The 9191-nt window shown below is 64.2% G+C and carries 8 protein-coding genes and 1 pseudogene; 2 read left to right on the forward strand and 7 right to left on the reverse strand.

The window, feature by feature from the left end; translation table 11 throughout:
- Both ACCD03_RS25050 and ACCD03_RS25055 read right to left on the reverse strand, forming a co-directional pair.
- Positions 1-716 (reverse strand): annotated as a pseudogene (locus ACCD03_RS25050) (hypothetical protein); the annotation flags it as partial.
- A 703-nt stretch (positions 717-1419) separates the two neighbouring features.
- Positions 1420-3135 carry an AMP-binding protein gene (locus ACCD03_RS25055; protein ID WP_045203797.1) on the reverse strand — a complete coding sequence of 572 codons (1716 nt, stop codon included), beginning with the start codon at positions 3133-3135 and terminating at the stop codon, positions 1420-1422.
- Between the two features lie 232 nt (positions 3136-3367).
- Here ACCD03_RS25055 and ACCD03_RS25060 point away from each other — a divergent pair, with 232 nt between their 5' ends.
- Complete coding sequence (locus tag ACCD03_RS25060) at positions 3368-3877, forward strand: gluconokinase (protein ID WP_325648679.1); 510 nt, start codon at positions 3368-3370, stop codon at positions 3875-3877.
- 19 nt (positions 3878-3896) lie between these two features.
- Here ACCD03_RS25060 and ACCD03_RS25065 read toward each other — a convergent pair whose 3' ends face one another.
- The 4 genes from ACCD03_RS25065 to ACCD03_RS25080 all read right to left on the reverse strand — a co-directional run bounded on the left by ACCD03_RS25065 (position 3897) and on the right by ACCD03_RS25080 (position 7677).
- Positions 3897-4691, reverse strand: coding sequence for a hypothetical protein (locus tag ACCD03_RS25065; RefSeq protein ID WP_325648669.1), 795 nt, complete (start codon positions 4689-4691; stop codon positions 3897-3899).
- Positions 4692-4748: 57 nt separating this feature from the next.
- Positions 4749-5720: an alpha/beta hydrolase gene (locus tag ACCD03_RS25070; RefSeq protein WP_325648667.1), complete on the reverse strand. Its 972-nt coding sequence runs from the start codon at positions 5718-5720 to the stop codon at positions 4749-4751.
- 388 nt (positions 5721-6108) lie between these two features.
- A complete protein-coding gene (locus tag ACCD03_RS25075; RefSeq protein ID WP_045203800.1) occupies positions 6109-6942 on the reverse strand; it encodes a hypothetical protein in 834 nt (277 codons plus the stop codon).
- 153 nt (positions 6943-7095) lie between these two features.
- The gene (locus ACCD03_RS25080) at positions 7096-7677 is read right to left on the reverse strand and encodes a sel1 repeat family protein (RefSeq protein ID WP_316663857.1); all 582 of its coding nucleotides are present in this window, start codon (positions 7675-7677) and stop codon (positions 7096-7098) included.
- A 330-nt stretch (positions 7678-8007) separates the two neighbouring features.
- On the opposite strand from ACCD03_RS25080, the gene ACCD03_RS25085 reads away from it, so the two are divergent.
- The gene (locus ACCD03_RS25085) at positions 8008-8586 is read left to right on the forward strand and encodes a TetR/AcrR family transcriptional regulator (protein WP_316677017.1); all 579 of its coding nucleotides are present in this window, start codon (positions 8008-8010) and stop codon (positions 8584-8586) included.
- Positions 8587-8601: 15 nt separating this feature from the next.
- Here the strand turns inward: ACCD03_RS25085 and ACCD03_RS25090 are convergent.
- Positions 8602-9191: glycosyltransferase (locus ACCD03_RS25090; protein ID WP_413413235.1), on the reverse strand; the 590-nt coding region annotated here is incomplete at its 5' end.

The following is a 9191-nucleotide window of genomic DNA, read 5'->3' on the forward strand; positions in this document are numbered from 1 at the left end:
CCGCCAGCTGCGCTCGTGCTGCCCGCTGCGCCGCCAAGGCCCGCGCCCAGACTGGCCGAGAGCGTGCCGGAGCTGCCGCCGTTACCGCCGCTGCCAGCACTGCCGCCGGCATCTCCGCCATTGCCGCCGTTGCCGGCCACTGCGCCGCCGTTGGTCGCGCTGCCATGCGTGACGCTGCCCGAGCTGCCACCCGCGCCACCACTGCCACCTGCGCCGCCAGCGCCACCGTTGCCGCCAGCGCCTGCGCCGCCGTAGCCGTATCCGCCACGCCCGCCCGCGCCGCCATTGGCCGAGCCGCCATTGTTGGTGGCGACATTGCCAATGCCCGACACGCTGATGTTGGTGACGGTGCCGTCCAGCTTCGAGACTGCAATTGCCTTGCTTGTGTTGAAGGAGTTGGTGAATGTTGCTGTTGCCATACCGCCGTTGTTGGCGGCGGCGGTGCCATAGCCGTCTGCGTTGGCCCAGCCGCTGTTGTCGCGGTTGCTGCCCTGGCTTTGATTGTTGTGTTGATTCGAGTTATCGGTTGCCGTCGTGGTTGTGGTGGTTGCGGTGTTCGTCGTCGTGTCTGTGCTGGTGTTGGTTCTGTTGATAGTCGACGTATTGGTTTGGGTCTTGTCACCCGCACCGGACGCCGTGTTCCCGATGTCGGCCAATGCAACGCCAGAGACCCCCAATCCCATGGCGATCGCGGTGGCCAGTAAGGTCTTCTTCATAACGCACTCCATAAAGGTGAGAGGGACGGCTGGAAACGCAGCCAGTAAGGCCGGCGCGCTCTGCCTGTGGGAAAAACATGACCCACCCCGGGGCGGCTCGTTTGCATAATCGGTGCCAACTTCCCGGCCCGCCCTACACGAGTGTTCTAAGCGTTTGAAAACGCAAAAGTTTCACCGACACGCGCGTACATGGGCGCGCGCCGTGCCACGCAATCGTGTCGATACGTGCGACTTTTGGGGGCTGTTTGCGCCTTTTCGGTTGCGGCGCCGATACACCGTCGTGTCACGCATGGCGGCCATGGCACGCATGACCTTCGCGCGAAGACTCAAACCACACGCATGCATGCGCGCAGCCACGATGTTTGAGACGAGCGATTGGCTGGGTGTTTCAGGCGTGATACATCGGGGTATCGTCGCTCACATTGCGTGAGCGGTTGGTCTCGGCGGGTGAGCATCCCGCCGCGCACCTCGCAGCGGTTTGCATGCCTCGATGACGTACGCACCGCCAGCACGCAGCCGCGCGTGGCGGCTCGATTGCGAGTGCCCCCTATCGGCAAGACGCATGCGGGAGAAGTGTCTCGGTTTTTACCTCGGGCGTTGCCCAGGCAGGCGAACAAAGCTGCGCGCGGCAAGCATCGTCATGGCAACGAAAAGCCGCGCGCAACCGGTTGGCATTTCAGCGGCGAAACTGCAAGCTCCGGTTTTAGGCCGTGGCGGCCACCGTCAACTTGAGTTCTTCGATCATGCGGTCGCGCATGACGAACTTCTGCACCTTGCCCGTCACCGTCATCGGCATCTCGGTGACGAAGCGGATGTAGCGCGGGATCTTGTAGTGCGCGATCTGGCCCTGACAGAACGTACGGATCTCATCCTCCGTGGCCTGCTGCCCCGGCTTGAGCACGATCCACGCGCAGACCTCTTCGCCGTACTTCGGGTCGGGCACGCCAAACACGTTGACGGCCTGCACCTTCGGATGCCGGAAGAGGAATTCTTCGATCTCGCGCGGGTAGACATTCTCGCCGCCGCGAATGAGCATGTCCTTCACGCGGCCAACGATGTTGCAGTAGCCCTCGGCATCGAACGTTGCCAGATCGCCCGTGCGCATCCAGCCGTCGTGGATCGATTCGGCGGTCTTGGCCTCGTCGTCCCAGTAGCCGAGCATGACCGAATAGCCTTTGGTGCACAGCTCGCCCTTCTCGCCCACAGGCACCACCTCTCCCGCGCCATCCACCAGCTTGACCTGCAGATGCGGCTGGATGCGGCCAACGGTGGTCACGCGCTTGTCGAGTGGGTCCGTTACGGCGCTCTGGAATGACACGGGGCTCGTCTCGGTCATGCCGTAGGCGATGGTGACTTCGCGCAGGTTCAGCTCCGACACGACGCGCTTCATCACCTCGATGGGACACGGCGATCCGGCCATGATGCCGCCGCGCAAGGTCGATACGTCAAAGCTTTTGAAGTCCGGATGATCGAGCTGCGCGATGAACATCGTCGGCACGCCGTGCAATTGCGTGCAGCGTTCTTCTGCCACCGTGCGCAGCGTGGCCAGCGGGTCGAACGCCTCGCCTGGAAACACCATGCACGCGCCCGTGGCCGTGCACGTGAGCACCGACATGACCATGCCGAAGCAGTGATACAGCGGCACGGGAATGCACAGCCGATCGCCCTCTTGCAGGTTCATCGCCATGGCAACGAAGCGCGCGTTGTTGACGACGTTGACGTGCGTAAGCGTCGCCCCCTTGGGCGCGCCGGTCGTGCCGCTAGTGAACTGGATATTGATGGCGTCGTCGGGCGACAGCGTGGCCGTGATGGCATCCAGCGCATCAATGGGTACGCTTTTTCCACGCGCAATGACGTCGGCAAAGTTGAGCATGCCAGGCGTTTCGGCCTCGCCCATGCGAATGACCCAGCGCAGCGCCGGCAGCTTGGCGGCGTTCAATGCGCCGGGCTGCGCAGTCGCCAGTTCGGGCGCAAGCGTCTGCAGCATTTCCAGATAGCGCGAGGTCTTGAAGGCCTCGGCCGCCACGATGGCCTTGCACCCCACCTTGTTGAGCGCGTATTCCAGCTCCGACAGCCGATACGCCGGATTGATGTTGACGAGGATGAGCCCCAGGCGCGCTGTCGCGAACTGCGTGAGCACCCATTCGACGCGGTTGGGCGACCAGATGCCGATGCGATCGCCCCGCTCCAGCCCCAGCGCGTGCAGGCCGGCGGCCAGCGCATCGACCTGTTCGGCAAAGGCGCGCCACGTCCAGCGCACGTTCTGTTCGCGGAACACGACCGCCTCGTCGTCGGGACAGCGACGCACGGTTTCCGCCAGCAACGCCGAGACCGTCACGTGTGCCAGCGGCACCGCCGTATCGCCCACCACATACGACGCACCGTTGCGCGGTCGCGCGTCGAAAACCTCACCAGCCATGGATGTCTCCTCCAATCAACGTTGACCTTTTTGGGGCCTTGTTCTGCATGATTTGTAACCGCTGCTCCCACCGCAATTTGACGCAGCTTGACGTATTTGGCAATCCGTTACCGGACGAACAATGACGCGGAACAATTGCTGCGCTGCAGCAGCAAAAATCGGCGGGCGCGGTCTTCAACGCGCTAACATGCCGCCCTGATGTTTTGCGCTTTCTTGCACGTAGGGAATGACGATGATCGTAGTAGTGATGGGTGTTTCGGGTTGCGGCAAATCCACGGTGGGCCAGAAGATTGCCGAGCGGCTGGGCTGCGCTTTCCGTGATGGCGACGAGTTCCACTCCGAGGCCAACCGCGCCAAGATGCACGCCGGCATTCCCCTGAACGACGACGACCGCAAACCCTGGCTCGAATCCATCCGCGCCTACATGGACGAGAAGACGAGCACCGGACAATCGCTGGTGGTTGCCTGCTCCGCCCTCAAGCAGCGCTACCGCGACGTGCTGCGCGGTCCCGCCGGCAACGCGGAATTCGTCTACCTGAAGGGCGACTTCGATCTGCTGCAGGGCCGCCTCGCCGCACGGAAAGACCACTTCTTCAACCCGAACCTGCTGCGCAGCCAGTTCGAGGCGCTGGAAGAGCCCACCGACGCCGTTATCGTCGATATCGCGCTGCCGCCCGAAGCCATCGTCGATCAGGCTGTCACACAACTGCAGGCACGCGCCGCGCACCGCCCGGCCGCCTGAACTCGCACGTGTTCGCGCGCTAGCTGCGCGTGAGTTGTTGCAATACGGCCTGCACCTCGCCGTTGCACACGCGACTCATGCGCTCCTGCTCACGCGGCGTATCGATCTGCTCGTGCGCCTGGAGGCCCAGTTCGATCAGCGATTGCGCACGCGGCAGCCAATGACGCGTGAGCGCTGCCTGCAAATCTGCGGCAATGCGGTCTGGGTCTCCAAAGTAGAGCCGGCCGCCGTATTCGCTCTCGATTTCCTTGCGGATCACCTCGGCGGCGTGCGGCAGCACCGCCCGGTTGACGGCCACATGCCGCAACTCATGCTCGCGGATGGCGTTGTACGCGCAAGTGCCCGGCGCAAATTCGCGCGCCACCGTCACCCGAAAGTTGTTCAGCACCAGCTCCACCGAGATGGACGGCCGCAGGCAGGTCGTAGGCGGCTGCGTGGCGATGGCCATGTAGCGACTGTTGACGTCGAAGCGCGCCAGCAGCGTCGCGTACGTCTTGCCCAGCACGCGGGCTGAGCGATCGTACGGCGGCGCCTCGGCGGTGAGTTGACTGACCGAGCGGTCATTAGAGAAGGACAGCGGCGTTTCGATGGCGCGCACCTCCACGCGCATCGGGCCAAGCGCTTGGTCGCACGCCTGGAGCCAGTGCGATTTGTTGGCATTGAAGGCGGGGCCGCCCGCGGCGCCGGTCGCAGCGGCGACGTTTTCGATCGGCGCAAAACGCACATCCGCGAGCCTCAGCCGATGCAGCCGACTCCACTGCCAAGCGCCAGCCGCCACGGCCAGCACCAACCCAAATACCACCACCCGACGCATGCTGGGCTCCCCGTTTGCGCATCCCGACCGGGCTACGCAGGGGCGCCATCGGTCGGGTCATGCCGGTGTCAATTCCACCGGTTCTCGCTTCTCCTGCTGGGCGGCAACCAGTCTTCTGATTTGCTCGCCCGATCGTTTGAGCGCTACGCGCGCCTCTGGAAGGAAAGGATAGAAGATCGGCCACACGTGCGGAAGCCGCCGCCCCATTTCTACCGAAACGGATACCCCGGCCGCCCGCGCGCGCTCGGCCATTCGGAGGGTATCGTCGCGCAGCACCTCGCTGGTGCTGACATAGCAATGCAGCGGGGGCAGGCCCGTGAAATCCGCATACAACGGCGAGGCGAGCGGATGGTCCGTCGGCGCGCCCGAATCGCCCAGGTACAACGCCGCACCGTGCGCCATCCAGGCACCGCGAAACATCACGTCGGACTCATCGTTATCGATCAGGCTCTGTCCGGTGGCTGCCAGGTCCGTCCACGGCGAATACAGCACCGCGCCGGCCGGCAGCGGGTCAGCCGCATCGCGCAAGGCCACCAGCAGCGCCAACGCCAGCCCGCCGCCCGCGGAATCGCCGGCCACCACAATGCGCGATGGCGCCACGCCCTGCGCAAGCAGCGTGCGATACGTGAAGAGCGCATCTTCCACCGGCGCGGGAAACGGATGTTCAGGTGCCAGTCGGTAGTCCGGTACGCACACGCGGGCCCGCGCATGCGTGGCGAGGCCAATGGTGATCGGGCGATGTGTGCGCGGGCTGCAGAAGAAATAGCCGCCGCCATGTAGATAAAGGACGACGGGCGCGTCGTCATGCAGGTCCGGATCAGCGGGTTCGATCCATTCGCCGGTAAGGCCGTCGCCGTTGATACCCTTGGCCGGCACGATGCGCCAATCCGGCGGCAATTCCACCGGTGAGGGCATCTTGCGCTTCTCGGCATGCAGGCGCGTGGCGATGGGATCGAAAGGCTCCCGCTCGGTCGGCTTCTTGACCTGGTTGCGCACCATCCTTGAGACGACCCAGTTCTGCCAGCTCATCGCGCAATCCTCCGCTGCAAAGTCTCAGCCTAGCGAGGAAGCGCTGCCCAGACAATCGGTTCACACCCTGCTGGAACGCGAGTGTCCCCATACGACAACGCCGTCTCTCAAGCCGTAGCAGCAAGCCTGCTCAGGGCATCGCAGCCTCTACCCCACTGGGCCCATGGGCGACGCCATCAAGCGCGGCGAGCTGATCGTCACCGACAGCCGTGCCCCGGCTATGCAGCGCGCGCCAAGGACTGGCCCAAGGGCGACAAGCCGAAAGACGCGCGCTGAGCGCAGCCCCGCCTAAAAAAACAAAAAGCCTGCGACGCAACCACCGCAGGCTTTTTGCTTTCGCACATCTAGGCGCTGAACGCCCTTTCAGTGCGGGTCCGGTTCAACCCGATCAGTTGACCTTGAGCTGACCGCCACGGCCCAGGCCGCCCTTGACGTCCTGCGCCTTGTAACTGCGCAGCGCGACGACCATCTTGTTCCACGCGTCGATAAAGGCGACCACCGTGGCCTTGCCTTCCGGCGTGCTGGAGAAACCTGCCAGACCGCCGCCCACGCCGCCGCCAAAGCCGGCTAGCACTGCACCGTAGTTTGTAGCGGTCGAGCTGCCTTCGGCGGCTGCGATCTGCACGGCCGAGCGCACGTCGAACAGGGTCAGCGTCACGACCGAAGCCTTCGACCTCACGCTGCCGGCCAACGCGGCGATGGCGCTGTTGCCCAGCAGGCCGCCCACGGCACCTGCCACACCGCCGATCGGCGAGTCGTTGATGATGATCTGCGGCTCCATGTAATAGTCAGCCGCCACACGCTGGCCCTTCTGCTGCTTGGAGCCGGCACGGTATTCACCGGAGTTGCGCTGCAGATCGGTGATGCGCGACAGGCGTGCGTCGGTCTTCTGGTTGCCGATCGACGTGATCACGAAGCAGTTCGATTGCTGCACGGCCATGCGCAGCAGGGGGTCGATGGTCGTCACCTTGGTGGCGCTGCCGAACTGGCCGTACCAGTCGGCATTGCGGCCATCATCCATGGCGATGGTGCCCAGCGGCGAGGCGCAGCGCTCGAGCGTCGGGTCTGCCCCCACGCTGGAGCCGCCCGCGGCAGCACCGCTCACGCCGGCGTTCTGACCGCCCGGCGTCACCATGCCGCCGCCTGCGCACGCAGCCAGGGAAGAGATGATCAGTGCCACGCCTGCGGCCTTGGCAGTGCGGCTGAGAAGATTGGTTTTCATATTGTTGTGTGGCTCACATTGAGTCGATGTTCGGCTTATGCGTCCTGCGACTCAATAAGCCCCCCTTGATCAGGCGTGCGGGTTGTGCAACAGGCTTTCCCCCTCCCCGAACGGCCTTGAAACGCTTTGAAACGGATGACTGCGGCGCCTCTCTCAGTACCAGTACCAGCTCGTCTGGCGCCAAACGCCGAGGTACGGATAACCCGAATACCAATAGCCGTAGTAAGTGCTGCGCCATTGCGCGCGCCACTTGTAGTCGTCTTCGTCAGATTTCTTGGCCGCACGTGCCTGCTCAAGCAGCTTCTTCGATTCCTTGTCGCCGCGGCTCACGGCAATCGAGAGCCATTTTTCGGCTTCGCGCGGGTCGGAGCCCATCTCTTCCAGCCCGAACAGATAGAACGCACCAAGCGCCTTTTGCGCCTGCAGGTTGCCGTGCTCGGCAGCCTCGCGCATCCAGTTCAGAGCCTGGTAGCTATCCTGGCGGACGCCGTCGCCGCGGAAATAGCGCAGGCCCAGGTCGTAGGCGGCTTTGGGCTCTCGCTTGGCAACTTCCTTGAGTGCGGCAATGCGCGGATCTTCGTCGGGGATGTTTGCCTGATCAAACGCCACCTGGGCTTTCGGCCGATCGGCACAGCCGCGGTCATCGCACACCCGCACCACATCGCTGGGCGGCTGCGGCTGGGCACACGCTGCCAGCAGTGACACGACCCCCAACATCAGCAAACGATTCCGCATTCGCCTGACCCTTTCTTTTATTGTTGCTGTTGATCGAGAGAAACTCCGCTGACAGCCAGGTCGGTGCCGGTCGTTTTTGCGATCCCGTTCGCAAAACCGGCAGCCGCCAGATCGGCTGCGCAACGCTTTCTCTTCCGCGCCCCCGCTGGATTTGCGGGCACATGATATAGATCGGTCTACTTTAGCGGGAAGCGTGTGCCGTTGTGTTATCAAAGCGTAAAGCTGACGCGGCAACAACACCCTGCAACCGACCGTTTTCGGGGCAAGCCCCCAAAGGTCGCAACAAGGGCCCGATGCTAAGATGCAGCTCGGCAATCAAGAGAGGTAGCAATGCGCGCAAGTAAGCGCCAACAGGTGGTGGACAAGGCCGGCGAGCTGTTTTCCAAGCACGGCTTTCACCCCGTGGGCGTCGATTGGATCATCGACGAGTCCGGCGTCGCTCGGATGACGCTGTACCGGCACTTTGCCGGCAAAGAAGATCTGATCAAGGAAGTGCTGGAGCAGCGCTATACCTTCGTCATGGGCAGCATTGCCGAAAAGCTCAGCCCCATGCACGACGCCACCTCCCGCCTCAAGGGCATCTTCGAGTGGTACGGCGCATGGTTCCGCACTCCCGAATTTGCGGGCTGCCTGTTCGAGCGCGCGCTGGCTGAGTTTGGCGCCACCTGCCCCAAGGTGACCGACGTGGCAGTGCGCTACCGCGACGATCTGCTCGCAATGATGGAAACGCTGCTCAAGGATGTGGTGCCCGCCAATACGGCGCGGCAGCTTGCGGGCGTGTACGTGATGCTGCTGTCGGGTGCCACGGCCGATGCGCGCGCGATTGGCGATCCGTCCGCCGCGTCACAGGCCTGGCACGCCGCAGAAACCCTTCTGAACCAGGCCCGGGCCGCCACCGAAGCGGTCTGATCCGGCCGCCGCAAGCTACCAGCCGCGCTGCACCCGCCGCGCAATCATCGAGGGCAAGCGCAGCATGCCCTCAGCCGCCAGGCGCAGATGCATCCCGACCAGCAGGATGTTGTCGCGCAGATACCGGAAATGCGACACGCCGCCCTCGTGCGCGCGAAAGTAGCGCACCGGCGCTGCAAGCCGGACCGGGCGCACGCCCGCCCAGCACAGGCGCACCGCCGCTTCCGGGTCGAAATCGAAACCGCGCATCCATATGTGCCGGCGCATGATCTCGGCCAGCGGTGCAATCGGATAGACGCGAAAGCCGAACAACGTATCGCCAATACCGGCCCACAGGGTCTCGATGTCTGCGCAGCCATTGGACAGGCGCCGGCCGTGCACGCGTATCTGCGGCGCCGTTGCGTCGAACACCGGCTGGCCGAGGATCATCGCGTCGGGCGCAGCTTGCGAGGCGGCCATGAATTCGGGGATGAGCTCTGCGGGATGCTGGCCATCGGCGTCCATGGTCAGCACGTAGGTGAAGCCCGCCGCGGCAGCAGCTTCCAGCCCGGCCAGCACAGCCACGCCCTTGCCGCGATTGCGCGGCAGCACGATCACGCGCAGCC

It is taken from the genome of Ralstonia sp. Ralssp135 (assembly GCF_047304345.1).
GTDB classification, from domain to species: Bacteria; Pseudomonadota; Gammaproteobacteria; order Burkholderiales; family Burkholderiaceae; genus Ralstonia; species Ralstonia chuxiongensis.

Coding starts and splice junctions, on each gene's coding strand:
- ACCD03_RS25075 (WP_045203800.1), bottom strand. CDS start 6,942: ATGAAAACCAATCTTCTCAGCCGCACTGCCAAGGCCGCAGGCGTGGCA.
- ACCD03_RS25085 (WP_316677017.1), top strand. CDS start 8,008: ATGCGCGCAAGTAAGCGCCAACAGGTGGTGGACAAGGCCGGCGAGCTG.
- ACCD03_RS25055 (WP_045203797.1), bottom strand. CDS start 3,135: ATGGCTGGTGAGGTTTTCGACGCGCGACCGCGCAACGGTGCGTCGTAT.
- ACCD03_RS25065 (WP_325648669.1), bottom strand. CDS start 4,691: ATGCGTCGGGTGGTGGTATTTGGGTTGGTGCTGGCCGTGGCGGCTGGC.
- ACCD03_RS25060 (WP_325648679.1), top strand. CDS start 3,368: ATGATCGTAGTAGTGATGGGTGTTTCGGGTTGCGGCAAATCCACGGTG.
- ACCD03_RS25080 (WP_316663857.1), bottom strand. CDS start 7,677: ATGCGGAATCGTTTGCTGATGTTGGGGGTCGTGTCACTGCTGGCAGCG.
- ACCD03_RS25070 (WP_325648667.1), bottom strand. CDS start 5,720: ATGAGCTGGCAGAACTGGGTCGTCTCAAGGATGGTGCGCAACCAGGTC.